The organism is Ruegeria sp. CJ9, assembly GCF_056536625.1.
Genome location: NZ_JBQFPY010000006.1, coordinates 184,600 through 209,024 on the forward strand (window position 1 = coordinate 184,600; position 24,425 = coordinate 209,024).

24 protein-coding genes are annotated in these 24,425 nt (G+C 59.2%); 11 read left to right on the top strand and 13 right to left on the bottom strand.

The window, feature by feature from the left end:
• Genes ACR0AJ_RS14215 through phnN form a run of 7 tightly spaced genes read left to right on the top strand, consistent with a single transcriptional unit; the run spans position 1 to position 4,611 of the window.
• Positions 1-1,092 carry a carbon-phosphorus lyase complex subunit gene (locus ACR0AJ_RS14215; protein ID WP_480649026.1) on the top strand — a complete coding sequence of 364 codons (1,092 nt, stop codon included), beginning with the start codon at positions 1-3 and terminating at the stop codon, positions 1,090-1,092.
• Positions 1,089-1,337 carry a hypothetical protein gene (locus ACR0AJ_RS14220; RefSeq protein ID WP_480649024.1) on the top strand — a complete coding sequence of 83 codons (249 nt, stop codon included), beginning with the start codon at positions 1,089-1,091 and terminating at the stop codon, positions 1,335-1,337. Before ACR0AJ_RS14215 ends, ACR0AJ_RS14220 begins: the two co-directional genes overlap by 4 nt.
• On the top strand, positions 1,334-2,194 hold the full coding sequence (locus tag ACR0AJ_RS14225) for an alpha-D-ribose 1-methylphosphonate 5-phosphate C-P-lyase PhnJ (RefSeq protein ID WP_480741148.1): 861 nt from the start codon (positions 1,334-1,336) through the stop codon (positions 2,192-2,194). Before ACR0AJ_RS14220 ends, ACR0AJ_RS14225 begins: the two co-directional genes overlap by 4 nt.
• Positions 2,191-2,595, top strand: coding sequence for a VOC family protein (locus ACR0AJ_RS14230; RefSeq protein ID WP_425081460.1), 405 nt, complete (start codon positions 2,191-2,193; stop codon positions 2,593-2,595). Before ACR0AJ_RS14225 ends, ACR0AJ_RS14230 begins: the two co-directional genes overlap by 4 nt.
• Positions 2,596-2,600: 5 nt before the next feature.
• On the top strand, positions 2,601-3,371 hold the full coding sequence (gene phnK, locus ACR0AJ_RS14235) for a phosphonate C-P lyase system protein PhnK (protein ID WP_425081459.1): 771 nt from the start codon (positions 2,601-2,603) through the stop codon (positions 3,369-3,371).
• Between the two features lie 11 nt (positions 3,372-3,382).
• The gene (gene phnL / locus ACR0AJ_RS14240) at positions 3,383-4,066 is read left to right on the top strand and encodes a phosphonate C-P lyase system protein PhnL (protein ID WP_170351814.1); all 684 of its coding nucleotides are present in this window, start codon (positions 3,383-3,385) and stop codon (positions 4,064-4,066) included.
• A complete protein-coding gene (phnN, locus tag ACR0AJ_RS14245; protein WP_170351813.1) occupies positions 4,063-4,611 on the top strand; it encodes a phosphonate metabolism protein/1,5-bisphosphokinase (PRPP-forming) PhnN in 549 nt (182 codons plus the stop codon). The genes phnL and phnN overlap by 4 nt, the downstream gene beginning before the upstream one ends.
• Here the strand turns inward: phnN and ACR0AJ_RS14250 are convergent.
• Complete coding sequence (locus tag ACR0AJ_RS14250; protein WP_170351812.1) at positions 4,593-5,276, bottom strand: DUF1045 domain-containing protein; 684 nt, start codon at positions 5,274-5,276, stop codon at positions 4,593-4,595. The genes phnN and ACR0AJ_RS14250 overlap by 19 nt on opposite strands.
• 52 nt (positions 5,277-5,328) lie before the next feature.
• On the opposite strand from ACR0AJ_RS14250, the gene ACR0AJ_RS14255 reads away from it, so the two are divergent.
• A complete protein-coding gene (locus ACR0AJ_RS14255; RefSeq protein ID WP_480649020.1) occupies positions 5,329-6,468 on the top strand; it encodes an alpha-D-ribose 1-methylphosphonate 5-triphosphate diphosphatase in 1,140 nt (379 codons plus the stop codon).
• Here the strand turns inward: ACR0AJ_RS14255 and ACR0AJ_RS14260 are convergent, their stop codons facing one another.
• The 7 genes from ACR0AJ_RS14260 to ACR0AJ_RS14290 are packed head-to-tail and all read right to left on the bottom strand — an operon-like array spanning position 6,469 to position 12,960.
• Positions 6,469-6,945 carry a class I SAM-dependent methyltransferase gene (locus ACR0AJ_RS14260; RefSeq protein ID WP_480649018.1) on the bottom strand — a complete coding sequence of 159 codons (477 nt, stop codon included), beginning with the start codon at positions 6,943-6,945 and terminating at the stop codon, positions 6,469-6,471.
• Positions 6,942-7,709 carry a polysaccharide deacetylase family protein gene (locus ACR0AJ_RS14265; protein WP_480664295.1) on the bottom strand — a complete coding sequence of 256 codons (768 nt, stop codon included), beginning with the start codon at positions 7,707-7,709 and terminating at the stop codon, positions 6,942-6,944. Before ACR0AJ_RS14265 ends, ACR0AJ_RS14260 begins: the two co-directional genes overlap by 4 nt.
• Positions 7,706-8,848, bottom strand: a complete 1,143-nt coding sequence (locus tag ACR0AJ_RS14270; RefSeq protein ID WP_480664293.1) for a glycosyltransferase family protein — start codon at positions 8,846-8,848, stop codon at positions 7,706-7,708. Before ACR0AJ_RS14270 ends, ACR0AJ_RS14265 begins: the two co-directional genes overlap by 4 nt.
• Complete coding sequence (locus tag ACR0AJ_RS14275) at positions 8,845-9,429, bottom strand: histidine phosphatase family protein (protein WP_480649012.1); 585 nt, start codon at positions 9,427-9,429, stop codon at positions 8,845-8,847. Before ACR0AJ_RS14275 ends, ACR0AJ_RS14270 begins: the two co-directional genes overlap by 4 nt.
• A complete protein-coding gene (locus tag ACR0AJ_RS14280) occupies positions 9,426-10,502 on the bottom strand; it encodes a glycosyltransferase family 4 protein (RefSeq protein ID WP_480649010.1) in 1,077 nt (358 codons plus the stop codon). Before ACR0AJ_RS14280 ends, ACR0AJ_RS14275 begins: the two co-directional genes overlap by 4 nt.
• A complete protein-coding gene (locus ACR0AJ_RS14285; RefSeq protein WP_480741151.1) occupies positions 10,502-11,749 on the bottom strand; it encodes a glycosyltransferase family 4 protein in 1,248 nt (415 codons plus the stop codon). The genes ACR0AJ_RS14280 and ACR0AJ_RS14285 overlap by 1 nt, the downstream gene beginning before the upstream one ends.
• Complete coding sequence (locus ACR0AJ_RS14290) at positions 11,746-12,960, bottom strand: glycosyltransferase family protein (RefSeq protein ID WP_170351804.1); 1,215 nt, start codon at positions 12,958-12,960, stop codon at positions 11,746-11,748. Before ACR0AJ_RS14290 ends, ACR0AJ_RS14285 begins: the two co-directional genes overlap by 4 nt.
• A 371-nt stretch (positions 12,961-13,331) precedes the next feature.
• Between ACR0AJ_RS14290 and ACR0AJ_RS14295 the strand changes: the two genes are divergently transcribed.
• Positions 13,332-15,698 (top strand): mechanosensitive ion channel domain-containing protein, encoded by a 2,367-nt coding sequence (locus ACR0AJ_RS14295; RefSeq protein ID WP_480649006.1) that lies wholly within the window; start codon positions 13,332-13,334, stop codon positions 15,696-15,698.
• Positions 15,699-15,786: 88 nt separating this feature from the next.
• Here the strand turns inward: ACR0AJ_RS14295 and ACR0AJ_RS14300 are convergent, their stop codons facing one another.
• Genes ACR0AJ_RS14300 through ACR0AJ_RS14320 form a run of 5 tightly spaced genes read right to left on the bottom strand, consistent with a single transcriptional unit; the run spans position 15,787 to position 23,008 of the window.
• Positions 15,787-17,142: a CoA transferase gene (locus ACR0AJ_RS14300; protein ID WP_170351802.1), complete on the bottom strand. Its 1,356-nt coding sequence runs from the start codon at positions 17,140-17,142 to the stop codon at positions 15,787-15,789.
• Entirely contained in the window at positions 17,139-18,293 is a 1,155-nt protein-coding gene (locus tag ACR0AJ_RS14305) for an ABC transporter permease (protein ID WP_170351801.1), read from the bottom strand. Before ACR0AJ_RS14305 ends, ACR0AJ_RS14300 begins: the two co-directional genes overlap by 4 nt.
• Positions 18,290-19,318, bottom strand: coding sequence for an ABC transporter permease (locus ACR0AJ_RS14310; protein ID WP_170351800.1), 1,029 nt, complete (start codon positions 19,316-19,318; stop codon positions 18,290-18,292). The genes ACR0AJ_RS14305 and ACR0AJ_RS14310 overlap by 4 nt, the downstream gene beginning before the upstream one ends.
• 14 nt (positions 19,319-19,332) lie before the next feature.
• Positions 19,333-21,243 (bottom strand): ABC transporter substrate-binding protein, encoded by a 1,911-nt coding sequence (locus tag ACR0AJ_RS14315; RefSeq protein ID WP_170351799.1) that lies wholly within the window; start codon positions 21,241-21,243, stop codon positions 19,333-19,335.
• Positions 21,236-23,008, bottom strand: a complete 1,773-nt coding sequence (locus tag ACR0AJ_RS14320; protein WP_170351798.1) for an ABC transporter ATP-binding protein — start codon at positions 23,006-23,008, stop codon at positions 21,236-21,238. The genes ACR0AJ_RS14315 and ACR0AJ_RS14320 overlap by 8 nt, the downstream gene beginning before the upstream one ends.
• Positions 23,009-23,283: 275 nt before the next feature.
• On the opposite strand from ACR0AJ_RS14320, the gene ACR0AJ_RS14325 reads away from it, so the two are divergent.
• Together ACR0AJ_RS14325 and ACR0AJ_RS14330 are read left to right on the top strand one after the other, a co-directional pair.
• Complete coding sequence (locus ACR0AJ_RS14325; protein ID WP_254428615.1) at positions 23,284-23,739, top strand: class I SAM-dependent methyltransferase; 456 nt, start codon at positions 23,284-23,286, stop codon at positions 23,737-23,739.
• A gap of 16 nt (positions 23,740-23,755) precedes the next feature.
• On the top strand, positions 23,756-24,385 hold the full coding sequence (locus ACR0AJ_RS14330; RefSeq protein WP_480741154.1) for a glutathione S-transferase family protein: 630 nt from the start codon (positions 23,756-23,758) through the stop codon (positions 24,383-24,385).
• Positions 24,386-24,425: the final 40 nt, after the last annotated feature.

The window sequence follows — 24,425 nt, forward strand, 5'->3', positions numbered from 1 at the left end:
ATGTATGTGGCTGTAAAAGGCGGTGAGAAGGCCATCGAAAACGCCCATGCCTGGCTGGCCGAGGAACGGCGCGGGGCGACCGATGTTGCTGAACTCAGCATCGCGCAGATCCGTGAACAGCTGAGCCTTGCGGTAAACCGGGTAATGGCCGAAGGGTCTTTGTTCGACCCCGATCTTGCTGCTCTAGCCATCAAGCAAGCGCGCGGCGATTTGATCGAGGCGATTTTCCTGATCCGTGCCTATCGCACCACCTTGCCCCGGTTCGGGTATACCAACCCGGTTGAAACAGACCGTATGGCCTGCGACCGCCGAATCTCGGCCACGTTCAAGGATGCGCCGGGCGGACAGGTGCTGGGTCCGACCTTTGATTACACACATCGTTTGCTGGATTTCAAACTGGCCGCCGAGGGCGAGGTTCCGCCCTCACCCAAAGGTCAGCCACGCACAGACCCGGTTCCGCATATCGCCGACTTTCTGAAGGATGAGGATATCATTCAAGATGAACCCGCAAGTGACGACGCTCCGGCTGATCTGACTCGGCAACCGATGGAGTTTCCGGCCGGACGCCCCCTGCGCTTGCAATCGCTGGCCCGCGGGGATGAGGGGTTTGTGTTGGGCATGGCCTATTCAACCCAGCGCGGTTACGCCCGCAACCACGCCTTTGTCGGCGAATTGCGCATCGGCAAAGTCGCGGTCGAGATAGATATTCCCGAGTTGGGCTTTGCCATCGAAATCGGCGAGGTGGAATTGACCGAATGCGAGACGGTGAACCAGTTCAAGGGCTCCAAGACCGAACCACCCCAGTTCACACGCGGTTATGGTCTGGTCTTTGGCCAGTCGGAACGCAAATCAATCGCCATGGCTTTGGTCGACCGCGCGTTGCGCTGGCAGGAATTGGGAGAAGACAATCTAGGTGCCCCTGCGCAGGACGAGGAATTTGTCCTGAGCCATGCGGACAACATTCAAGCGACCGGGTTCCTCGAACATATCAAGCTGCCGCATTACGTGGATTTTCAGTCCGAACTGGAATTGGTCCGCAAGCTGCGGCGCGACGCCGAGGCGAGGACTACACCGCAGGAGGCAGCCGAATGAGCCCAACCAACGCACAGCGGATAAGCGGTTTATTGCTCCTACTCCGTGTCCTTCACCCTGTGATCGCCAAGGTCAAGGGCACCGATTGCTTTCCAAATACCGGCCTTGTCCCGCAGCATCGATTCTCGTCGCCGTCTGGAATGGCGGATATGCAGGATGAGATAAAACATAATGGCCAAAAAGACCGCTCCACATACAAAAACGTCCATAAAAATACCAAAACACAAAGTGATACTTCAAAATGAATGAGTACAACTTTGCATATTTGGACGAGCAGACCAAGCGGATGATCCGCCGAGCTATCCTCAAGGCTCTGGCTGTTCCGGGATATCAGGTACCTTTTGCCAGCCGTGAGATGCCCATGCCCTATGGCTGGGGAACGGGCGGCGTGCAGGTATCGGCTGCAACATTGACGCCGGACGATACGCTCAAAGTGATTGACCAGGGGGCCGATGACACCACCAACGCCGTCTCGATCCGCAAGTTCTTTGAAAACACCGCAGGGGTGGCGACAACCGAGGAAACCGCGAAGGCAACTGTTATCCAGACACGCCATCGCATCCCCGAAGTAAAACTGACCGAGGATCAGATCCTTGTGTATCAGGTACCGATCCCTGAACCCCTGCGTTTTCTCGAACCGCGCGAGACCGAGACCCGCAAGATGCACAGTCTCGAGGACTATGGCCTGATGCATGTGAAATTGTACGAGGATATTAGCCAACACGGGGTGATCTCGACCGCATATGCCTATCCGGTAAAGGTCTCGGGGCGTTATGTGATGGATCCGTCGCCGATCCCGAAATTCGACAACCCGAAGCTGGAAATGGACGCGATCCAGCTGTTCGGGGCTGGGCGGGAACAACGCATCTATGCGCTGCCGCCGCATACCAAAGTGGTGAGCCTGGATTTCGAAGATTACCCGTTCGAACCCACCAAGGCCGATCATGCCTGCGACCTGTGCGGGGCAGAGGACAGTTATCTGGACGAGGTAATCATGGATGATGCAGGCAACCGGATGTTTGTCTGTTCCGACACGGATTACTGCCGCACGCGACGCGCGCGGGGGAGCCAAGGGCGATTAAGCAAGGAAGGCGAGATATGATACGGCAGAATGTATTGGGAATAGATCACCTTGGCCTGACCGTCGCTGATCTGGACGCCTCGAAAGGGTTCTTTGTCGACGGGTTAGGCTGGGACGTGGTGGGCGGCAAGCCGGAATACCCCTCGGCTTTTATCAGCAACGGTGCCGCCGTGCTGACACTGTGGCAGCAGAAGGGTGACAACCGGCGCGGGTTCGATCGGCACGCAAATGTGGGTCTGCATCACGTGGCATTCAAAGTGCCGGACGAGGCCGCGCTGAACACCGTATTCGATGCCATCAAGGACTGGCCAGGGGTTAAGGTCGAATTCGCGCCAGAGCCATCCGGCGCGGGTCCGAAAATCCATTTCATGATCCGGGAACCCGGCGGCAACCGGATCGAATTTGCGTACGACCCGAGGTGACAAGCATGACACCCCTGCTGAGCGTTCAGGACATCACCAAGACATATGGCGCGCGGATTGGATGTACTGGCGTCAGTTTTGATCTCTATCCGGGTGAGGTTATGGGGGTTGTTGGCGAAAGCGGCTCAGGCAAGACAACATTGCTGAACTGTCTGGCAGGTTATCTGGAGCCGGACACGGGGCAGGTGATCTTTGACACGCGCACGGATGGTCCGATGGACACAGTGACCATGTCGGAACCCGAACGCCGGATGCTGGGGCGAACGGATTGGGCCTTTGTCCATCAGCATGCAAGTGACGGTTTGCGCATGTCGGTCAGCGCGGGGGGGAACATAGGCGAACGGCTGATGGCCTTGGGTAACCGCCACTATGGGTCGATCCGAGGCGATGCCATGGATTGGTTGGGGCGAGTCGAGATTGACACAGACCGCATTGATGACCGCCCCACCGCGTTTTCCGGTGGGATGCAGCAGCGCTTGCAGATCGCGCGCAACCTGGTGACGGGGCCTCGGCTGGTGTTCATGGATGAACCGACCGGTGGGCTGGATGTCTCGGTTCAGGCGCGCTTGCTGGACTTGCTGCGGGGGCTGGTGCGCGAGATGGGGCTGAGCGCCATAATTGTCACCCATGATCTGGCCGTGGTGCGGCTGCTGGCGGATCGGTTGATGGTGATGAAGGACGGCCACGTGGTTGAGGCCGGGTTGACCGATCAGGTATTGGACGATCCGCAGCACGCTTATACGCAGCTTTTGGTTTCAAGCGTACTACAAGTGTGAAAGGGAAGGCGATGATCGAACTTAAAGGTGTCAGCAAAAGCTTTACCCTGCACAATCAGAACGGTGCCGTGATCCCGGTGATGGAAGGCGCTTCGCTGAAAGTCATGCCTGGCGAGTGTGTTGCTTTGACCGGGGTGTCGGGGGTGGGCAAGTCGACTTTGATGCGGGTGATCTATGGCAACTATCTCGCGGCATCCGGTCAGGTTCTGGTTGGTGGGCTCGACGTAGCTCAGGCTGAACCGCGTGAGATTTTGAACCTGCGCCGCGAAACGCTGGGATACGTCAGCCAATTCCTGCGTGTCGTCCCACGAGTGCCAACGCTTGAGGTTGTGGCCGAACCACTGTTGGCCATCGGATTTGACCGGCAAGTGGCTCTGGACAAAGCAGCTAATCTGCTGGTGCGGCTGAACATTCCCGAACGCTTGTGGACCCTAAGCCCTACGACATTTTCCGGCGGTGAACAGCAGCGGGTGAATATCGCGCGAGGCTTTGTGCATGACTATCCGGCGTTGTTGCTGGATGAGCCCACGGCCTCACTGGATGCAAAGAACCGCGAGACGGTTCTGGCGCTGATCACCCAGGCCAAGGCACGCGGCGCGGCAATTGTCGGCATTTTCCACGATGTCGACGCACGCAAGCGCGTCTGTGATCGCCAGTTCGACCTGTCCGACTTTGCACCTGGAATGGCCGCATGAGCCTTGCCACTGTCATAGCCGTCGTGGGCCCGTCAGGCGTCGGCAAGGACAGCGTGATGCAGGCGTTGGTGGCACGTGCGATCGGTATTTGTTTGACGCGCCGCGTGATCACGCGACCCGAGGGCGAAGAGGGTGAGGATTTCGACCGAGTGTCTGTTGAAGAGTTTCATCAGATGGTTGCGCGGGATGCCTTTGCGCTACACTGGTCCGCGCATGGATTGTTCTACGGCGTGCCCCGCACCATTGAACAACAGCGGCAAAGGGCAGATGCCGTATTGGTGAACCTGTCCCGATCCGTCTTGTTGCAGGCCCAAGAGGTGTTTGGCGATCTGATCGTGATCTCTCTGACCGCTGACCCTGAAGTATTGGCGCAACGCCTGTTGATGCGCGGACGTGAGAGCGCACCTGAGCAGACACGAAGGTTGGCGTGTGCCAAAGTGCCTTTGCCCGAGGGGCTGAAACGGGTGATCGAGATTGACAACTCCGGGCCGCTGGAGGCTACGGTTGAAGCCATTCTCGATCAGCTTCAGCCGGAAAGGACGTAGCGATGGATCAGGTGAAACCGCCCATCCCTTGCCTCGCCCACCAAAGCCAGATCATTGATTTGAAAGGGCGCGGGCAGCAGGGGAACAAGGTGCGATTGCAGCGCGCGCTCAACTGTCGACAACGTGGGTTTGTCCAATTTACCGCTGAGGGTGATGTGAAAGCGGAAAGACTCCATCACATGCGGATAACCCCATTGCACCAGGTTAGCCTCTTGCCGGGCGTTCAGGCCATGGGCGCGGCGGCGGTGCAGTTCGGCCTCCGATGGCGGGGCACGAAAGCTGTCCAGATCACGCACACAGGCGGCAGCCAGCGCGTTCAGAGCGACCTCATCCCCCATCGGACGCAAAGCCAGAAACCGACCCAATCGGGCGATCTGCAGCCCGCCCAGGGCGACCGGGGCCTGCGTGGCCGCAAGCCGCGCGCAGGCGTCGTGCAACGCTTCAACCGACTGCCCATACCGCAGGCGAAACGGGGGCTTCATCGTCGCATGCAGCCCGTATTTGCGCGGCACCTCGGTCACGGCTGCAACGTCCACACCGTTTATCACCAGGTGGGCAATGGGCGTTCCGACCTCCATATCCCAGCCCAGCCAGCTGGTGGCGAATTTCGTCCATTCCGCCCGCGCCGGGGGCATAAAATAGATCGCGTATCGCGTGAATGTCACGTTGGCCTCCTGTGCGCAGCCTTTCCACTTGTTCAGACCGTGTGAAGTTCAGATGACAGAAGAAATGATCCTTGCCAATGCCATGCTTGTTCTTGCCGATGAGACGATCACCGGCAGCGTCCGTATCGTAGGTGAATCGATTGCCGAGATCGCCACCGGCCGCACGGTTCCCCCGGGCGCGATTGATTGCGAAGGTGACTATGTCAGCCCCGGTCTGGTCGAGCTGCACACCGACAATCTGGAACGCCATATCCAACCGCGCCCCAAGGTCGACTGGCCGCATGCGGCGGCCATCTTGGCCCATGATGCCGAGCTGGCCAGCACCGGGATCACCACTGTCTTCGATGCGATACGCGTCGGGTCAATCCCCAGCGGCCAGCGTTACCGACGATACGCCCGCGAACTGTCTCGTGAACTGTGGCAACTACGGGAACAAGACGTGTTGAAGATCAGCCATTTTCTGCATCTTCGGGCCGAGGTGTGTTCAGAGACCCTGGTCGAGGAGTTAAACGAGTTCGGCCCCGAAGATAGGGTTGGGCTGGTTTCGTTGATGGATCACACACCTGGCCAACGTCAGTTTCAAGATATGTCGAAACTTGAGATTTACCTGAAAGGAAAGCTGGGGTTGGAGGGCGAAGGGTTTCAGCGCCATGTCGCGGACCTCAAGGCAATGCGAAAGCGCAACGGAGACAAGCACGAGGTCGAAACCGTCAAGGCCGCCAAGCGGTTTGGGGCCATGCTGGCCAGCCATGATGACACCACCCCGGAACAGGTGCGAGTCTCGGCAGGACACGGCATCCGGCTGGCCGAGTTTCCCACCACCGTCGAGGCCGCACGCGCCTGCAGCGAACACGGGATAAAGGTGATGATGGGGGCGCCTAATCTGATCCGGGGCGGGTCGCATTCCGGCAATGTGGCCGCTCAGGAACTCGCCGATCTGGGCCATCTCGACATTCTCTCCTCAGATTATGTTCCCGCCGCGTTGCTGTTGTCGGCTACACGTCTGGGGGAGATATGGGGCAATATGGCCCGTGGCCTGCGAACGGTGACGCGGACGCCAGCACAGGTTGTTGGTTTGGACGACCGCGGAGAACTGCGCAGCGGCGCGCGCGCAGATATCATCCGATTCTGTCTTCACCATGGCGCCCCAGCGCTGAACGGGGTGTGGTCTCGTGGACGGCGCGTGGCTTGATCAGGCGCGGTAGAACAGATACCGGCCCGGCGCGATGGTATCCGGACCTTTGATCTCTTCGAACCCGGTTAGAGGTTGCCCCGATATCAGCAACCCGCCGGGCCGCATTACCCGCGCAATTAGCGGGCTAAGACGCGCTGCTTCGGCAACATCGTCTTCTTTGATGCCACGTCCAAAATCATAATGGGCCAGCGCGATCTTTGGCCCGTCGATACCAAGCTTTTCAAGCATGGGCTCCGCTTCGCCCTGCAGAAAGTCCTCGGCCGGAGGGGTGCTGGACGGATGGCATTGCAGCACCCGGTCCATGACCCAGATCCGCCGATCTGGCAGAATTTCCCGCAAATGGTCATAGGTGCGACCGTTGCCCAGCCCCATGTCCAGAACATCGCCGTCCATGTCGCTGATCTGCGCGACCGCCCAATTCAACCCGTCGCGTTGCGCGGTCAGGCGGCGTAGCATGGAATCCAGTCGGCTCATTCGGGTTCTCCGGTTGGTATTGTGGGGCCTGCCCAGGCAAAACCGGGGCCGTCCAGAAGTCGGCTCAGCAGCTCTTGGGTAAAGGTCCAGATCTCCTGAACATGGACCAGATGGTGGGTCAAGACGCCAAAAGGTTCGGTAATGTCGGCGCGTCCTTCACGCCGGTCGCGTAAAAGGTCTGCTGTCTGAATGATCAACTTGTCCGCCGCCACCAACCCGCGCGTTCCGCGCCAGTCAATCGGGTCCAGATGGGTGTTGATCTGCTCCAGCCTTGGGACAGGTTCCCGCGTCTTGCGCGGTGTCGCTGTCGAGACGATGCGATACCCAAGATCAGGTAATTCCTGCACCACCTCGGGCGCGATGCGGTTCCAGGGCGGTACAAACATCGGACACAGCCTGTCTCCGAACAAAGTACGCAGGCGCTCCAGCCCGGATTGCGCGTCGACGATTATGGCCTCAAGCGGGCGGTGCAACCCGAATTCGGATTTCTTCTCGTCAGGCGGTGCGTGGTTTTGATGAGCCCAGCCATGCACTACAGGAATCAGCCACTGCTGCTGCGTGACGTAATCGCCCAGCCCGGCATCGGCATCACGAGGAATGATCGCCAGATGAACGGACAGGCCAAGCGACCGTGACAGCTCTGACAGCCTTTCAAGCTGCGGTGTCCTTGATATGGCGTCATCATCCCGCCACCACAGCGGCAGCGACAAGCCCTGCGCCTGCCAGATGTCCAACTCCGCCTCCAAAGGGCGCCAGTCCATCATCTTGTTTGCTCCCGCAAGTTCACGGCAATCTCGACCGATCTTGCGGCCCCGTCAAAGCCCTGCGCTGAAACCGGGCGTGGGCCATCTGACATGACCGACGCAACGGCCCGTGCTAATGAATCCCCATTAAGGGATTTGCTAGGCAACACATCGATGGCCGACAGGTCCGAGAGGCTCTGACCACGCAAACCCTGCTCAACCTCTTTGCCGTCGTCGAACGGGATAAAAACCGCAGGCGTTCCCGATTGCAAAATATCCAGCGCCGTGTTGTAGCCGCACATACTGACTGAGGCCGCCGCATGGGGCAGCATTTGCCGGAAGTCCGGGCGCACCGGTTCCAGCGTCACTTGGGCATCGCCCACGAGTTGTGACAGTTGATCAATACGTGCCCTTGCGTCCTGCCCGCCCACCAACAGGCGCCAGCGCCTGTTGGGTATCTTTTGGGCGGCCTCGATGGCCGCGCGAAAGATCGGCTGGCCCACAGATCCGCCACCGGCGCTGACCAATATTTCGCCATCGCCCACCGCGTCAGGATGCGGCACAGGCGCCTCGGGCGCAACAAAACCGGTATAGAACAACCGCGAGCGCAATCGATCGGTCACCGGCCAGCTCACCTCCAGCGGAACAACGCTTTGATCTGAATGGACGAGGATACCGTCGTAATACTGGCACACGATCTCTTCCGTGCGTTCCGCCTTTGATGCCTTCGATGGCGGGGCCAGAATATCGCGGATCGAGCCCAGAACGACCGGCCGTCGCGGTAAGTTCCTGGCGGCCACCAAGGCGGCATTGAACTCGGCCGCAAGTGACCGGCGACCAAAGGGAAAAAGCTCGGTGATCAGCACATCAGGTGCGAAACTCTGCACGGCTGCGACCAATGCGGTTTCGCGCGATGTCAGATAGGCGGCATCGGCCACTTCATCGCTTTGGGTCAAAAGCCGGGTGAAATCCGTGCCGTCCGAACGCAGCGGTGGAAGCCCCAACAGGGTCATGCCCGCGCTGTCTAGCTGTGGTGCCGGCATTCCACCTGAGACAACAAAGGTCTCGTGCCCGGCCCGTACGAAAGCCCGGCCCAAAGTCAGCGCCCGGCTCAGATGCCCGGTGCCCAACAAGTGCGTGACAACAATCATCACCTTCATTGTGATGCCTCTGGTCTGATCAGGCGGACGGGTTCGGGCTGGGGACGTAGTGTCGACATATCGACGATATACATGCGGTTGCGTTTGATTTTAAAGGGGGCGGGGCCATTGAAATCCCATCCCCAGGCCCGCGCCAGAATGACCCGCATAATACCGATGTGGCAGACGGCAACCGTATCGCCCGACAACGCGTTCAGCCAGGGCTGCAGACGGGCCCAGACCTCAGCTGGGCTTTCACCGTTTGGCGGGCGAAAATCCCAGCTCCAGTCTTCGATATGGCGGTATCCGCTGTCGGGGTCGGCAATCAGGTCGACCCCGTGTAACCCTTCCCAATCACCCCAGTTCATCTCGGTCAGCGCGTCCGAAGTCTGCGGCTCGCGTCCCGCGACCAGACGGGCGGTTTCGCTGGCCCGCAGCAGGGGGCTGGACCAGAGGTCCGCGTCCTTCCATGGCGCGGGCAGTTGCATAGCGGATAGCTCTGCCTGCGCATCTTCGTCCAGCGGTATATCACTGCGTCCCTGAATGCGGCCCGCGCGGTTCCAATGGGTGTGACCGTGCCGAAGCAGTGCTAGCCGGGTCATGATCGAACCTCCATCAAGGGTCGTGTTGCCTGCCAGAACCGGTCGGTTGCTGCGGGCATCAGGTGACGTTCGGCCACGCGCGCGCGGGCTTTGGCCCCCAGTGACAGGCGCAAAGAAAGGTCATCCAGCAAGGTGCGCAGCCGTGCGGCCAATCCTTCGGGGCCAGCGTCGACCGAAGGATAGTCCGACGGGGACAGCACATCCCGCACGCCGGGCCGGTCCTGCGCTACAACAGGCACACCGCTGGCCTGCGCCTCAAGATAGATCATGCCATAGGCCTCGTTCACTCCCGGCCAAACCAGTACCGAGGCCGCACCGTACAGCTTCTGCAAAGCATCGCGGTCACATTGCCCCAGAAACCGGACCTTTGATCCGAACGGCGCCATCAGCACCTCGACTTCGGGACGTGCTGGGCCATCACCCGCAATATCCAAGGACCAGTCGCCGTCCAGTAAGGCCAGAGCCTGCGCTAGAAGAGTGTAAGAAGCCAGCTTGTCACCGTGCCGCATCATGCCCACGGTCAGCATCGGCCCCTCACAGCCCGAGGCGGGCGGCAAATCCGACCGGGGTAGGAAAGGGGGCAGTTCCACAAGGCTTTGATCCCCGTACCGTTCCCGTTCCAGAGTGATCAGGTCATTGGAGGTGTGGTAGAAAATCACCTGCGCTGCATCACAGGCGTCATGTGCAGCTTTTGCAAACCCGGCCCAGGGACCTGTCAGGCGGCTGGTTGCGCGGGTGCTTTCCAACTGAACGTAGGGAATGTTGCGCGCCTTGCAGACACGCGGGCCCAGCAGATCGGGGGCCTTGTAATAGTTGTGATAGGTCACCCAAAGCGCGGTGTCCGCGGGAAGATCGGCGATCAGACGTTGCACCTCGGCGTCAGCCTTGGCGCGCAATGCGGTCTGCACCTGCGCGTCCCCGGCTTTGTCGTAGGTACGCAGCCGCGAGGCCAGTTCGACCATATCCTCTTGCGCGGCGATCGCCTGCATCAGGTTGCGGGCCATTTCGCGATCCCCCGACGGCACCGGGCTGTCCGGCGCTTTCATCGGGGAGTAATAGGCCACTCGTGCCATCAGCCTATGTCCGAACCCAATGCGCGCAGTCGTTTGGACAGGCGGGCAATGCCGGGATCCATGCGGAAATCGGCGATCAAACGATCATAGGCGGCACTTGCCATCAAAGCAGTTTGCTGCGGATCGGCGGCCAGATGGATGATGGCGCTGGCCAATGCGGCAGGATCATCGTCGGACAAGACGCCGTGGGTGCCGGTTTCAATAAACTCGGGGATGGCCGATACCGGCGTCGACAGTATCGGCAACAGCTGTGATGCGGCCTCCATCAAAACATTGGGTAGCCCGTCGCGGTCTCCGTCACTGGCGATCCGGCTGGGAAGCACAAACAGGTCTGCGCTGCGCATTGCTTCGATCACTTCGGGTTGATCACAAGCGCCTTGCCACGTGATCCGTTGCGACAGGCCAGCGGCGTCGGCCCGATAACGCAAGGTATTGCCAAGTGTTCCGCCGCCAATGTGCGTCCAGTGCCAGTCCAGCGTTTCTGGCAGCATGGCAAATGCCTCGATCAGCCGGTCAAAGCCCTTTTTCTCGACCAGACGACCGACCGAGAGCATGTTAAATGGCCCGTCCGGCGCGCGTGGCGTACGGTTCGGCGGAGATGGAAAACGGTTCAGATCCAGCCCGTGATAGATCAGATCAACCCGCGCGGGATCGTCGGCCAAACTGCGTAGATGGTCGGCCCCAATTGCCGTGCAGGTCGCACCAAAAGCCGCTCCATGGGTGTCGGCGCGCAGTTTTTCGATCTTTTCCCACTCGGGAGATGTCCAGATGTCCTTGGCGTGGGCAGAAAAACTCCACGGCAGGCCACGCATGATGGCGGCGTAGCGCGCGACCGAGGATGGGGTGTGCATGAAATGCGCATACATCACTTGTGTCACGTCGGGTAATTCGGCGGCCAGAACGCAGGCCTGACCAAAACGCCGTATGCGGTTGTGGGTCGGATCACGGCGCAGATCGGCGCGCCAGACCCGGTAGGCCTCGGCATAGCCCGGCAGGGCTTGCGCAGTCTGTCGCGCAGCCCAGACACGCTGTGGTTCTTCGTAAAGGTATTCTGGCAGGTAATGCACCTGACCCTGAAAACGGTCGTGCAGCGGGTGCCGTTTTACGTCGGTCGGATGGCGCAAAGACCAGATGTCAAAGCTGTGCCCGGCCTCTTGCAGGGCGACAAGTTCCTGGGCAATGAACGTCTCGGACAGGCGCGGCCACCCTTTGACCAGCACCGCCAGTTTCGGCTGGGCTGTGGTCATCCGATGGCCCGTTCCTGTTCCTGGCCTAGCAACGCGTCAACGCGGTCGATGACATAATCCAACCCGTCCAGCAGCCCGTCCTGAATGGTCTGCGATGGCAGGGGTTGGTGCGGCAGGTCGCGGATCGCCTCGATCATCGCATCCGCTGTCAGCCCGTCGCGGTTTTCGTCCAGCATCCGCACAAGGCCCAGCCCTTCTGCGCGCGAGGCGCGAATCCACTGTTCTAGTCGTGGCGTCGTGCGAGGCACGATGACGGCACGTTTGTCAAAGGACAGAACTTCGCAGAAAGTATTGTAACCGCCCATACAGACCACCCCGGCGGCCCCCGCAAAAAGCGTTTCGATCTGGGATTCGAACCCCACGGCGGTCACCCGGCCATTCAACGCGGCAACGCGGGTCTCGAATTCTTCACGCAACTCACCGGAAAGAAAGGGGCCGTAAACCAGCACTGCACGCGGCGACAGGGTAGGGTCTTTTTCGTAAGCGGAGAGAACCTGGTTCACCATCGCCTTACCGTCGCCACCGCCACCTGGCGTGATCAGGATGTAGGGTTGTTCAGGTGGCTCGCCTACAGGGCCAAGATCCCGCCGCAGGTAACCGGTCCAATGCGTGCGCGATTGCGCCGCGTGGCTAAGCGGCAGCCCTTTGGTCGGATCATAGATCGAGCGCAGACCGTAAACCCAGATTTCGTGATAGAAGCGCTCGGTCGCGGCAAGGGCCTCTTTCCGCTCCCACTCGGCGGCCAGAACTTCGGGTTCGTCCAGCACGTCGCGCAGGCCAAGAACCAGCTTGGTGCGTTGCGAATGCAACAGATGTTCCAGTGTCGGCAGCAACTCCCCACGAAAACCGGTGGGTTCCTTGTCGACGATCAGCATATCGGGGTCGAATTGCTGGACGGCAGTCTGGATCAGACCTGCACGCAGTTCGGTTACCTCTTCGATCCCCATGCCAATGGTGCGCGCTGCATACGAGCCATCGGCACGTTTGGTCACACCTGGCAGGCGCACGTGGTCGACCCGGCGCGGAAAGGTGAACCGACCTGCCACGGGTGACCCGGTCAGGATCAGGGCTGACGCTTGCGGGTTGGCTTGCGTGATAGCTGCGGCAAGGGCGCGCGACCGGCGCAGATGCCCCAATCCAAATGTATCGTGGCTGTAGAACAGTATGCGCGGCGCACGGCCGGTGATGTTGTTTTGTATTCCTAGGCTCATGCCTTCGCCTGTCGTGTCCCTGGGTGCAAATCCGCGCGTTAAACTCCGTTACCGTATATTCTTTGACGCCGCTTGCCAAAGGGGGTGCCGAGATTGTGCAAATTCGTCAAACATGGCGAAATGGCAACAGCCAAAGTACAGATGGTATTGGGGCGTTTTTCCCCGTTACACCCTGCGTTGATCTTGCCATTCCACTCATACTACTGGGTCGGTCATATTCAGTTTTTCCAAGGTTGCAAACACTCTTGTCGCCTGCATTGCAGCCGAAACACGAAATGACACGAACTTGAGCCGTGAAACGCTGAATATTTGAATACGCTCAGGCGCTTCTGTAACCTGCGATGCAACATACGACTTGGACAGAAAAATTGATGAAACTCAGACTAATTGCTGGAATGGCTCTGATCCTGTGGGCGTTTGCTGCGGCCTTCGTCACAGAGGCATCGGCGCAAGTCCCTTTGATCCCCGGATATACCTCAGAGTCTGAGGCCGAAACTGGGACCGATGGTGATCTGGCTGCCGCGATCAAGGCGGCAACCGAGGCCGGCGCCAGCATAATTGTCATCGACAGCGCGGGGCAGGTTGTGTCTTCGGGCGGTCGGCCAGGTGCTGATGCCTCGGCCGAGGACGCGCATGGGCCGATGGGCGACGGATCGCAACTGATGAAAGCGCAGGAAAGGTTCTCAAAGTTCCGCGAGTCCATGGAATCGCGCCTAGAGGCTTTGCCCTATTCTATTTTCGAAGTTCAGTACGTCCTGCGGCAGACCAGCCCGGATGGCCGCATTCAGACCTATGTCGAGGTTCTGGCGTGGAACATTCTGTTTCTGCTGCTGGGGCGCTGGCTGTCCACCGAGATTTACGGCAAGCGCATGGCCAAAAAGCTGGTTGTGGCACGGTCCAAGGAAAACCCGCAGGGCTATCGGGAGAAAATGCCGTTTTTGGTGTTCCGGTTTTTCATGGGGATCGGAGGCACGATCTTTGCGATGCTGATGGCGCTGATCGTGGGGTACCTGTTCTTTGGTGAAGCCGAAGATATCTCGATTCAGTTTACGGTCACTGCGATCTTTACGGCGTTTTTCCTGTCGCGCACGATATCCGACCTGTGGCGGATGGTTCTGTCCCCTTATCTGAGCCAATACCGTTTGCCGCCCTTCTCAGATCGAGACGCAAAGCGGCTGTATTTCTGGGCGTCGGCGCTGGCGACCTACGACATCTCGGTTGTGTTGTTCGCCACTTGGGTGGCGGATTTTGGGTTGAACTACAATGTCTATGCCTTGGTCTATGGTGGCCTGACCATGTTGGGCGCGCTGGGTAATTTGTTGATGATCATGTTCAATGCGCGCGCCATTTCGAATGCCATTCGCGGCGGGCGCGCACCGGACCAAGTGTCGTGGATTTTGCGGTTCATCTCATTCGCGTGGGCGCCTGTGCTGGTTGTCTATATCGTATTCAGCTGGTTCAAGCTGGCGGTGGATCTGGTGCTTGAGAATGAGAATTCTCTGCCGATCGTGGCCAGCAGCTATTTGATTTTCATGTCTGTGGTCGTGGCCTACGGAGCAATGAATTACCTGCTGGAGCGTTACTTTGACCGTAACCGCCAAATGGAAGACATGAATGCGGCGGCCACGGAAGAGGATGATGAAGCCGTCGAGACACCCGAGGCGGAACTGCGCCAACATTCGATCCTGACATATGAGGATTTGGCCCGTCGCGTGGCAGGGATTTTGGCCTTTGTGGTCGGGCTTTATGCGTTGGTGGTGATCTGGAACCCCGAAGCCAGCTGGAGCGAGGACTTGCCGGTCGAGCGTGCGCTGGATGTGATGGTCATCCTGTTCATCGGCTATATTCTCTTCCACTTCTTCCGCATCTGGATCGACTCGAAAATTGCTGAAGAAACCGATGATGGCGGCGAAGAGGCCGAGTTGGGCGATGAAGGCGGCGAAGGCGGGCAAAGCCGTCTGGCGACCCTGCTGCCCCTGTTCCGTGGGGCGATCCTGGCCGTTGTCGTCGTTACCATCGTTTTGATCGTGTTGATGGAGTTGGGGATTAATGTCAGCCCGCTGTTTGCCGGTGCCGGGGTGGTAGGTCTGGCTGTTGGGTTCGGCTCGCAAACGCTGGTGCGCGATATCTTTTCGGGGGCGTTCTTCCTGATGGATGATGCCTTTCGTAAAGGAGAATACATCGACATCGGGGATGTGAAGGGGACGGTTGAAAAAATCTCGGTTCGTTCATTCCAGTTGCGTCACCATCTGGGCGCGCTGAACACTATTCCCTTTGGTGAGATCAAGGTGCTGACCAACTATTCCCGCGATTGGGTGATCATGAAATTGCCGTTGCGTGTGACCTATGACACCGATGTTGAAAAGGTGCGCAAGCTGATCAAGAAGCTGGGTCAGCAATTGCTGAGCGACCCCGTGATCGGCGACAACTTTATCCAGCCGTTGAAATCGCAGGGCGTGATTGAGATGCAGGATTCCGCGATGATCATCCGGGTCAAGTTCATGACCAAACCCGGTGACCAGTGGCTGGTGCGCAAGAGAGTCTATCAAGATATCCGCGAGCTATTCGCACGCGAAGGGATCAAGTTTGCTCATCGCGAAGTCACCGTGCGGCTGGCCGAAGGCAAAGAACCCGAGGATCTGACGCCGAAGCAGCGTGAAGCCGTGACCGGCGCGGTGCAGGCGGCGATTGATGAGGATTATCTGGACGATATCGGCCCCGGCGGGGATGATCGCTAGGGAAGGCTCCCGCCCCCTTGGGATGCGTCTCTGACGAGACGCCCCCCAAAGTGTTGGGCCGGGCCGCGCGTACCGCGCGGCGGTTGGCTCAGGTGGTCAGCGAAGGCCAGATAGGTTGGGATGTGCCCAGCTTCGCGGCTGGCAGAGGCCATGACATATGGGCCTGGCCAACGGACAAAGCCGGTTTCAGGCGATGGCCGGGGCCCCAGCCGGAAGCTTCAATCTCTTGTGCGTAATCGGAAGTTGTGGGGGTTGTGATCTCTTCGTCCTGCTCGGATTTTGCCAACGCAGCCAGTAGTTCCGCTGTGCGGGCCAGGGACAGCTGCGCCAGCATGATGGAGTTTGCAGACGCGGCTTCGGCCATTGCTGACAGGACCGTCGCAGCCATCAGATAGCCTGTCGCGTGATCCAGCGCCTGAACCGGCAGAGGGGTGGGTTTTTCGGCCTTGGCCCAAGCGCGACCCGCGTCTGCGATGCCAGCGCTCATCTGTACGAGGCTGTCAAAACCACGTCTGTTGGACCACGGCCCCTGCCAGCCATAAGCGTTCAGAGTGACCTCAATTCGGTTGGGAGCCAGTTCATCACGTTTTATCTTGGTCAGTCCAAGCGCATCCAGCGCACCCGGGCGGTAGCCATGAATGAAGACATCTGCTTGCGCCAGCAGGTCTTCCAGCTTCTTCAGACCGGCTGGCGATTTCAGATCTAGATAGGCGCAGTGTTTGCCCAGTGAAATACCCGGAATGACACCCGGCTCATCCCATCCGGGCGGGTCGATGCGCAGAACTTCGGCACCGAACCCCGCAAGCGTACGGGTCGAGACCGGTCCGGCCAGAACACGCGTCAGGTCCAGAACGCGCAAGCCTGCCAGCGGACGTCGAGCCGTTGCCTCGGGACGGTCGCGCGGCGTGATATGCCGCGGGCTGTGCCATCCGATCAGCGGATCGCGCGACACCGCCCGCCCTTGCGGGTGTTCCAGCCATTCGGTCCGACCGCGCATCGCGGCGGCCGCGCCGCCCTCGGCCACAACCGAGGTTTCTAAATCGGCGATGGACCAGTCTTTCACAGCCTGTGCAACTGCGTCCCGGTTGGCTTGCGCCTTCAGCACCTTCAGCGCCGCTGCCCGGTGGGAGGGCAGATTGGTGTGCAGCCTGATCCAGCCATCCGACGCCTGATAATCCCCGGCGATTGGGTCCCAGAGGCTGGGCATCTCCCACCCGTCTGGTTTGAACGAAGACCCGTACCACAGCGAAGCCAAACGATGATTGACCGATATCTCAGGCGTTGTGGGGGCAAGGTTCATTGCTGTGATCAGGCGCGCCAACTCTTGACCAACGGCAGCGAAACTGGCGGTTGCCAGTTCGGATACAGCAAACGCGCTGGACCATGCGCCCTTCCCGGTCGACTTGTAGCTGTCTGCGGCGGGGAGGGCGGAAATCAGGCTCATTGCTGGTACGGGTCCAGACTGTCGCGCAATCCGTCGCCCAGGAAGTTGAACGCCAGTACAACGACAATGATTGGCAGCATTGGAATTGCCGTCCACGGATAGATCTCGATCGAGGCCAGGTTCTGCGCGTCATTCAGCATCACCCCCCAGCTGACCGCAGGAGCGCGCAGCCCAAGGCCAAGGAAGCTGAGCGCCGTTTCTCCAAGGATCATCGCCGGGATCGACAAGGTGGCCGATGCGATCAGGTGGGACATGAAGTTGGGCAGCAGGTGTTTGCGGATCACGCGGCCCGAGCTTGCGCCCATCATCTCGGCGGCGCGCACGTATTCCTCTTCGCGCAGCGACAGGAATTTGGCGCGCACGGATCGGGCCAGACCGGGCCAATCGAGGATGCCGAGGATGATCGAGATGATGAAAAACACCGCCACCGGGCTCCAATTCGAAGGCACCGCGGCGGACAGGGCCAACCACAGGGGTAGTTCAGGCAAAGAGCGCAGGATTTCAATGACCCGGTTGATCACCCAGTCGATCTTGCCGCCGAAATAGCCGGCCATCGAACCGAAGATAATTCCAAGGGTGAAAGACACCGAGATGCCGATTAAACCTACGGTCAGCGACAGCTGCGCGCCGTAGAGAATGCGACTGAACACATCCCGGCCCAGACGGTCCGACCCCCACAGGAACAGCGTCGCCCCTTCGGGCGCGCAGAACAGGTGAGTGTCGGATTTGATTAGGCCAGCCAGTTTGTATTCCGACCCTTCACAGAAAAACTTGATCGGGCGCGGATCTTCGAGGTCGGGTACGAATTTCCATTGGAAGGTTTCCAGATCGGCCTCGGCAACGATGGGAAAGACATGGGGGCCGATGAATTTGCCCTCATAGAACCAGTTGACGCTTTGCGGCGGCGCATAAAGATGCTCTCCGTTGCGTTCATTCGGACCATAAGGCGCGATGAACCCTGCGAAAGGCAGCATCAGATAACACAGCAGCAGGAAAATGCCCGAGATCAAGCCCAGCTTGTGAGTTTTGAACTTGCGCCAAACCAGCACCCAGTTTGGCGCGTCCAGATCGGCACGCTCGAGCTGTTGCAGGGCGGCGTCCGGGTCATAGGGGGCGTCGTCGACATAGCGACCATCGGAATGTTGGGTCATGCTTCACGCCCCTCGTACCGGATGCGCGGGTCAAGCATGACCAGCAGAATGTCAGATATCATGGTGCCGATGAGGGTCAGCAGGGCCACGAACATCAGAATAAAGGCGGACAGGAACTGATCCTGCGTTTTCAGTGCCGTCAGAAGGGTCGGGCCGATGGTTTGCAGGCCAAGAACAACCGAGACCAAAACCGAGCCGGACACCATCGAGGGTAGCAGGTTGCCGATATCCGCCACGAAGGGGTTGAACGCCACGCGCAGCGGGTATTTCGCCAGCATCCGCGACGGGGCCATCCCTTTGGCGATTGCGGTTTCCACATAGGGTTTCCCCAACTCGTCCAGCATGTTGGCACGCAAGCGTTGCATCATGGCCGAAGCCCCCGAGGTGCCGATCACAAAGGTCGGGACGATCAGGTGGACAAGAATGGACTTCAACTTGTCCCAGCTCATCGGCTGGCCTTCAAAGGATGGGTCCATCAAGCCGCCGATGGGTAGGTTGAAGTAACGGTGGCCGTAATAGAACAGGATCAGCGCAAGCAGAAAGTTCGGCGTGGCCAGACCCAGATACCCCACAAAAGCCGACGTGTAGTCGATCCACGTCCGGGACTTGGCAGCAGCAAGGACACCAAGCGGCAGCGCGACGGCGTAGACGAACAGGATGGCGGCCAGGTTGACCACTACGGTCAACCACAGGGTATCGCCTACAATCTCGGCCACGGGGCGGTCGAATTCGAAGGACCAACCATAGTTGCCCTGCAGAAGCCCCTCGAACCCGTGCGGGCCGGGCCAGAATCCCATCCAGATCAGATATTGTTCCCAGACGGGCCGGTCCAGCGCATATTCCGCACGCAGAAATTCCGCCTTGGCCACGCCGGCAGACTGGCCGGAAGCCTGCAACTCGGCGATCTGATTGCTCAGGTAATCTCCAGGCGGAAGGTTGATGATCACGAAGATCAGCACCGACACCACCAACAGAGTCAGCAGCATCGTGAAAAAGCGATACACCGCATAGCGCAGCATGACCATTTAGCTGCTCCTGATCAGTCGGCGAAGAAGAATTCGTCCGGCCGGTGAATGCCGAAATGGGCGCCGGGCTCCCATGCCCACATGGCCTGTTCGGGCACGTTGCGCAGGCGGTTCGACACCACCACAGGCTGCGGTGCGCCGTTCAGAATGCCGATGGCAAATAGCTGTTCGGCATGAATGTTCAACATCTCGGTCCAGATTGCCTTGCGATCGTCGTCGTTGGTGGCGACCTCCCAATCATGGGCCAACTGCATCAGGCGTTCTGCCTCGGGCATGTCGGGGGCTTCGCCTGCGTCGCCGCCGGTTTGATAAAATTGACCCCATTTGGGCCAAGCCAAAAAGACCTGATCGGTCGGCGCCAGATAGGCGGGCGAGGTGTGGGCCTGCGGAATACCGTCATCCCAGCCAAACCAGACTGAAGCCATTGTGTTTCCAGCAAAAACGCGGTTGCGCAAGATGTCCCTGTCCAGCGGTCGCATGACCAGAGCGACGCCAATCTCGCGCCAGGTGTCGGTGACGATCTGCAGCGCGTTCTCGACCTCCTGCCGTTCACCGGCAGTTTCGATGATCAGTTCCATCGGGCGGCCATCGGGCAGCATGCGGATGCCGTTCTTGTCCCGCTCGGTCAATCCGGCCTCATCCAGTAGGGCATTGGCCATTTCGATGTCGTATTGCGCCCATGCCTGAGCGTTTTCCTCATCATAGAACGGCGACGCGGGCAGAACCGACATCGCGCCGGGTTGGGCCAATTTGAAATACAGCGCCTGATTGATCGTCTTGCGGTCGATGGCAAGCGACAGGGCACGGCGCACGCGGACATCGCGCAGAACGTCGCGCCAACCGTCATCAGCAAAGTTCAGGTTCGGATAGATTGCGATCTGCGACGCGACACCGGTTTTCCACAGCCGTGTCTTGTAGTTCCCGACCTCTTCACCCTTCTTCAGGATTGACGCATCGCGGAACGCCAGACCACGCCCTTGCAGGTCGGTTTCACCGGCATTGGTTTTTGCTGCGACCAGACCGGGGGCGACAATCTCCATCTCGACCACGTCGATATAGGGCAACTGCACACCGTTGCTGTCGATGCGGTGGTAATAGGGGTTGCGCACAAAGTTGTGCCGGATTTTCTTGCCCGAGCTGGCATTCAGCCATGGCTGAAGTGTGGGTAGTTCGTGGTTGTCGAATTTATAAAGGTTATCCAGCTTGTTGTGCAGTGCCGCCCAGCTTTTGACGCGGTTGTCTTCAACCAACGCGGCCATCTCTTCGGGATCTGCATATTTCTCGTGATACGGCTTCAGAAATGCGGCCGGTCGGTAAATGAAGGGCGGGCGCGCCTGTGCCAGTGATTGCAGGAAATCCGGGTTCGGGTCCTCCCATTCGAAAACTACGGTTGTTTCGTCGGGGTAGCTCACCGTTGGCGTTTTGCCTTCGACGATCAGAAAATCGGGCGGGCCGGACGGGCTGAGCAGCTCGTTATTTGCGACATCTTCCCACCAGTACCTGAAATCCTCGGATGTAAACGGCGATCCGTCTGACCATTTATGCCCCTCGCGCAGGTTCAGGGTAAACTTGCGGTTGTCTTCGCTTTCGTAGGACTCGAGCAGGTCGGGTACAAGTTCGTAATTCTCGTTGAAACCCACCAGCCGGGCATAGCCATAGACAACCATCTGGCGGATGTCCTTGGACCGGGTGACCATAGTGCGCAAAGTGCCGCCTGGCGTTCCAAATTCACGCCCCTTCGCCGCCAGATCGACAACCAGCGGTTCATCGGGAAGGCGATCCTGAACAGGTGGCAGATTGCCCGCGCTCACCTCACTTTCCCAAAATCCGCTTTCCTTTGGGGTGGGTGTTTCCGCCGAGGCGGGCAGCATCCACGCAGCCGTCAGCGTGGCAGCCAGAAGCAGGGGGCGAGTGGTCTTAAACATGGCATCGTACCTTATGGCCGGGTTCCATCTCTACCAGCGAAGGTATCACGGAGTCAGTAAATCGGAAGGCGTCATCCCAACTGTCCGGCGAACCTGCGCCCAAAGCAACCAATTTCAGGTCGATTGGGCGGTTGATGTCAGGTTCTGGCTGGGCGGCAATCAGCGCCTTGGTGTACGGGTGGCGGGGATTGTAGAAAAGGGTCTCGGGCGGGGCCTGTTCAACGACCAGCCCGCGGCGCATCACGGCAACCTCGTCGGCAATGCGCGCCACAACGGCAAGGTCGTGAGAGATAAAGAAGTAGGACAGGTTCAGACTGTCCTGCAAATCTTCCAGCAGGGTCAGGATTTGTTCCTGAACCGAGACATCCAAAGCCGATGTAGGTTCGTCGCACACGATCAGCTGCGGGTCCAGCATCATGGCGCGGGCAATGGACAGACGCTGTCGCTGACCACCAGAAAAGGCATGAGGGTAGCGTTTCAGCATGTCGGCGTTCAGCCCAACCCGCAGCAGCATCTCGGCGGCTTTGTCACGCTGTTCAGATGCGGTGCCGATCTTGTGAATCTCCAACGGCTCGGTCATCGCATCCTGAATGCGCATGCGCGGGCTGAGCGAGCTGTAGGGGTCTTGAAACACCATTTGCGCCTTGCGCTGAAACGCAGTGCGCTGGGCGCGGGTCATGTGGTGGACGGTAATAGGGTCTTCGGTTGGCGAGGTGCGGAACAGAACCTCGCCGCCGGGATCGGGAAGTTCGGCGCCCAACGCGATACGCGCAGCCGTGGTCTTGCCCGAGCCGCTTTCGCCGACCACGGCCAGCGTCTTGCCGCGTGCGAGCTTCATGTCAACGCCACGGCAGGCATGGATCAGTTGTTCACCCTTCCAACCCTTGCTGGATCGCAAGGTGTAAGTTTTTGAGACGTTCTTGATCTGTAGGATCAGATCCTCGTCGGGCATCGGTATCCCAACTGAGTCTTCGTCCGGAATCTCGGGTGCGGCGTTGAACAATTGCTGCGTGTAAGGATGCGCGGGTGAGGTCAGGATCGGGGCGGCGGCCCCGGATTCCATCACACGGCCCTTGTGCATGACGACGACCTGTTCTGCCATATTGGCGACCACGCCCAGATCATGGGTGACAAGGATCAGTGCCATGCCGGTTTCGCGTTGCAATTCCTTGATCAGGCCCAGAACCTGCGCCTGTGTCGTCACGTCAAGCGCGGTTGTCGGCTCGTCCGCGATCAACAATTCCGGCTTGGACACCATCGCCATCGCAATCATGGCGCGTTGGCGCATGCCACCCGACAATTCAAACGGGTAAGAATCATATGCACGTTGGGGATCGGGAAAGCCAACGCGCTCGAACTGAGTCAAAACTTCTTTGCGGGCCTGCGCCTCGGAGGCGCCACGGTGCAGCCAGAGAACCTCGCTGACCTGATTGCCGATCTTGTGCAGCGGCGACAGGGATCGCATCGGTTCTTGAAAGATCATCGAAACGCGGTTGCCGCGAATGCCGCGCATCTGCTTTTCGCTAATCTTGGTCAGATCCTCTGTGCCTTTGGAATCATTCAGAATGATTGTCCCGCTGCGAATTTGCGCGGTGCGTGGCAAAATCCGCAACGCCGCCCTGCACGAGATAGTCTTGCCAGAACCGGATTCGCCGACCAGCGCAAGTGTCTGCCCCGCCTCGACGTCAAAATTGACGCCTTTGACAACGGGGTTGCCCGCACCAAAACCGATGCTCAAATCGCGGACAGACAACAAAGCTGTCATGCGGGTATTCCACCCGTTGGGCCGTAGGTCGGCATCGGCTTGATCAACTCCCCGTGTTTTTTGACGCAGTCTCGCGCGGTTGGGGCGGGGTAGTCAAACCCGTTCTTGGGGTGAAATGTCGCGGAAACGTGAAACTGACACCAATTTGTCTACACAAAGTCTTGAGGATTTGCGATCACGGGCCATGTCGACCCCATCTGGCAAATCGACTGATATCAAGGAGAGATTTCCCCGTGCCCGACGATCAAAGCCGACTCGATCTGTTCATTGACCGCATGGTGTCGCAACGCGCCTGTCTGGATTTTGCCATTGCCGAATCGCGTGGCATGGCGGGGCCGGTCTTTGAATTGGGTTTGGGCAATGGGCGGACCTATCATCACATGGCGCAATATGTGAAAGACCGCCCCGTGTACGTGTTTGAACGCGCGGTGGCGTCCCACCCAGATTCAACGCCCCCCGAGGATCGGGTGATTCTGGGCGATGTGCGCGAAACGCTGCCCGCCGCGCTGACGCGTTTCGGTGCCACTGCAAGCCTGATCCACGCGGACCTTGGCGGGCATAACCGAGAAAAGAACGACGCCTTTGCAAGATTTGTTTCACCGTTGATCCAACCTCTGCTCGCAGAAGGTGGTTTGATGGTCTCCAGTGATCGGATGTATTTCGACGAACTGACTGAATTGCCTTTGCCGCCCGGTGCGGTTCAGGGCCGGTGCTTCGTCTATCGCCGCTGAGACACAGGAGCATCCCATGCTGTTCTACGATTGTAAGACCGCCCCGAACCCACGCCGGGCTCGTATGTTCATCGCGGAAAAAAGGTTAGAGGTCGAAACCCGCGAGGTCTCGATCGGCAAAGGCGAACAGCTGAGCGATGCGTTCAAAGCGATCAACCCGAACGCGACCCTTCCTGTGCTGATCACGGATGAGGGCACGGCACTGACCGAGAACCTTGGCATCGCGGCCTATCTCGAGACCCGATTTCCCGAGCCGCCTTTGATGGGGCGCACTCCGGATGAAAAAGGGCTGGTTTTGATGTGGAACAGTATCGTTGAACAGCAAGGCGGCGCGCCCATTGCCGAAACTTTGCGCAACACGCATCCCGCCTTTGCCGACAGGGCGATTCCTGGTCCGGTGAATCACGCTCAAATTCCTAAACTGGCGCAACGAGGTGCCGCGCGGGTTGGAAATTTTTTCGATCTGTTGGAAAGGCGATTGGCGGAAAGTCCCTATATCGCCGGGTCTGAGTTTACGCTGGCTGACATCTCAACATTTGTCTTTGTTGACTTTGCCCGAGTGATCAAGACGCGAATACCGCAGGAAAACTCGGCAACGCTGACTTGGTTCGAAAAGGTCAGCACACGGCCCAGCGCGCAGCTTTAAACCAGAGAAATTCGCCCAACAATTTGGTGCGGGTAGAACT

Coding starts and splice junctions, on each gene's coding strand:
- phnL (WP_170351814.1), top strand. CDS start 3,383: ATGATCGAACTTAAAGGTGTCAGCAAAAGCTTTACCCTGCACAATCAG.
- ACR0AJ_RS14275 (WP_480649012.1), bottom strand. CDS start 9,429: ATGACCCGGCTAGCACTGCTTCGGCACGGTCACACCCATTGGAACCGC.
- ACR0AJ_RS14260 (WP_480649018.1), bottom strand. CDS start 6,945: ATGAGCCGACTGGATTCCATGCTACGCCGCCTGACCGCGCAACGCGAC.
- ACR0AJ_RS14215 (WP_480649026.1), top strand. CDS start 1: ATGTATGTGGCTGTAAAAGGCGGTGAGAAGGCCATCGAAAACGCCCAT.
- ACR0AJ_RS14255 (WP_480649020.1), top strand. CDS start 5,329: ATGACAGAAGAAATGATCCTTGCCAATGCCATGCTTGTTCTTGCCGAT.
- ACR0AJ_RS14315 (WP_170351799.1), bottom strand. CDS start 21,243: ATGTTTAAGACCACTCGCCCCCTGCTTCTGGCTGCCACGCTGACGGCT.
- ACR0AJ_RS14230 (WP_425081460.1), top strand. CDS start 2,191: ATGATACGGCAGAATGTATTGGGAATAGATCACCTTGGCCTGACCGTC.
- phnN (WP_170351813.1), top strand. CDS start 4,063: ATGAGCCTTGCCACTGTCATAGCCGTCGTGGGCCCGTCAGGCGTCGGC.
- ACR0AJ_RS14320 (WP_170351798.1), bottom strand. CDS start 23,008: ATGACAGCTTTGTTGTCTGTCCGCGATTTGAGCATCGGTTTTGGTGCG.
- ACR0AJ_RS14280 (WP_480649010.1), bottom strand. CDS start 10,502: ATGGCACGAGTGGCCTATTACTCCCCGATGAAAGCGCCGGACAGCCCG.
- ACR0AJ_RS14265 (WP_480664295.1), bottom strand. CDS start 7,709: ATGATGGACTGGCGCCCTTTGGAGGCGGAGTTGGACATCTGGCAGGCG.
- ACR0AJ_RS14290 (WP_170351804.1), bottom strand. CDS start 12,960: ATGAGCCTAGGAATACAAAACAACATCACCGGCCGTGCGCCGCGCATA.
- ACR0AJ_RS14220 (WP_480649024.1), top strand. CDS start 1,089: ATGAGCCCAACCAACGCACAGCGGATAAGCGGTTTATTGCTCCTACTC.
- ACR0AJ_RS14300 (WP_170351802.1), bottom strand. CDS start 17,142: ATGAGCCTGATTTCCGCCCTCCCCGCCGCAGACAGCTACAAGTCGACC.
- ACR0AJ_RS14295 (WP_480649006.1), top strand. CDS start 13,332: ATGAAACTCAGACTAATTGCTGGAATGGCTCTGATCCTGTGGGCGTTT.
- ACR0AJ_RS14225 (WP_480741148.1), top strand. CDS start 1,334: ATGAATGAGTACAACTTTGCATATTTGGACGAGCAGACCAAGCGGATG.
- ACR0AJ_RS14285 (WP_480741151.1), bottom strand. CDS start 11,749: ATGACCACAGCCCAGCCGAAACTGGCGGTGCTGGTCAAAGGGTGGCCG.
- ACR0AJ_RS14325 (WP_254428615.1), top strand. CDS start 23,284: ATGGTGTCGCAACGCGCCTGTCTGGATTTTGCCATTGCCGAATCGCGT.
- ACR0AJ_RS14330 (WP_480741154.1), top strand. CDS start 23,756: ATGCTGTTCTACGATTGTAAGACCGCCCCGAACCCACGCCGGGCTCGT.
- ACR0AJ_RS14305 (WP_170351801.1), bottom strand. CDS start 18,293: ATGACCCAACATTCCGATGGTCGCTATGTCGACGACGCCCCCTATGAC.
- ACR0AJ_RS14310 (WP_170351800.1), bottom strand. CDS start 19,318: ATGGTCATGCTGCGCTATGCGGTGTATCGCTTTTTCACGATGCTGCTG.
- ACR0AJ_RS14270 (WP_480664293.1), bottom strand. CDS start 8,848: ATGAAGGTGATGATTGTTGTCACGCACTTGTTGGGCACCGGGCATCTG.
- phnK (WP_425081459.1), top strand. CDS start 2,601: ATGACACCCCTGCTGAGCGTTCAGGACATCACCAAGACATATGGCGCG.